General features: G+C 73.5%; 1 protein-coding gene. It reads left to right on the top strand.

Features of this window, described 5'->3' with window-relative positions:
• Positions 1-1,346, top strand: a 1,346-nt coding sequence (locus tag AC27VN_RS41575; RefSeq protein WP_490880525.1) for a circularly permuted type 2 ATP-grasp protein, incomplete at both ends; no start/stop codon positions are given.

Raw genomic sequence — 1,346 nt, 5'->3', positions numbered from 1 at the left:
CCGACCCAGTCGCAATCGCAATCGCAGTCGCAATCCGCATCCCCGCCCCCGCGCGCGCCCTCCGCCGACCCCGCCTCGTCGGCCGCCGCCCCCGGCGACAAGCCCCCGCTGCTGCCGCCCTGGCACGCCTTCTTCGAACAGCTCGGCCCCGACGGCTTCGTCGACCTGCCGCGACGCGCGGTCAGCCTGGAGCGCCAGATCCGCGACAACGGCGTCACCTACAACGTCTACGCCGATGCCAACGGCCCGCAGCGGCCCTGGTCGCTCGACCTGTTCCCGCTGATCGTCTCGCCCGAGAGCTGGGCGCAGATCGAGACCGGCGTGCTGCAGCGCATGCGCGTGCTCGACCGCGTGATGGCCGACGTCTACGGCCCGCAGCGCCTGCTCGCCGAAGGCCTGCTGCCGCCCGCGCTGGTGCGCGGCCATCCGGGCTACCTGCGCGCGCTGCACGGCGTGAAGCCGCCGGGCGACACCTGGCTGCACATCGCGGCCTTCGATCTCGCGCGCGGCCCCGACGGCAACTGGTGGGTGGTCTCGCAGCGCACCCAGGCGCCCTCGGGCCTGGGCTACCTGCTCGAGAACCGGCTCGCGATCACGCGCCAGTTCCCGCAGGCCTTCGAGGCGCTGCACGTGCAACGGCTGGCCGCCACCTACAGCGCCATGATGGACGGCCTGCAGCGCATGTGCCCGGCCGGCGTGCCGCCGCACATCGCGCTGCTCACGCCCGGCCCCTACAACGAGACCTACTTCGAGCACGCCTACCTGGCGCGCTACCTCGGCGTCACGCTGGTCGAGGGCAGCGACCTCACGGTGCGCGACCAGCGCCTGTACCTCAAGACGCTGCAGGGCCTGCGCCCCGTGCACGGGCTCATCAAGCGGCTCGACGACCAGTTCCTCGACCCGCTCGAGCTGCGCCCCGACTCCACGCTCGGCGTGCCGGGCCTGCTGCAGGCGATCCGCGCCGGCAACGTGCTGGTGGCCAACATGCCGGGCTCGGCCTTCCTCGAATCGCCGGCGCTGCTGGGCTTCCTGCCCGGCCTGGCGCGCCACCTGCTCGACGAGAAGCTGCTGCTGCCCGCGCTGCCCACCTGGTGGTGCGGCGAGCGCGCGGCGCTCGAGGCCGTGCTGCCGCAGCTCGGCGACTGCTTCATCAAGCCCACCTACCCGGGCATCGACGGCCGCGCGAGCTTCGACGCGGTGCTGGGCCGCCAGTTCGGCCGCCGCGAGCTCGACGAATGGGCCGGGCGCATCGTGCGCGAGGGCGAGGCCCACACGGTGCAGAGCTACCTGCCGCTGTCGCAGATGCCGACCTGGGCCAGCGACCTCGGGCCCGGCCACATCGCGCC

The sequence above is a fragment of the Variovorax sp. 20P10.2.4 genome (assembly GCF_058244205.1).
The sequence above is the reverse complement of the archived record's forward strand: the minus strand, read 5'-3'. Positions and strand labels throughout refer to the sequence as shown.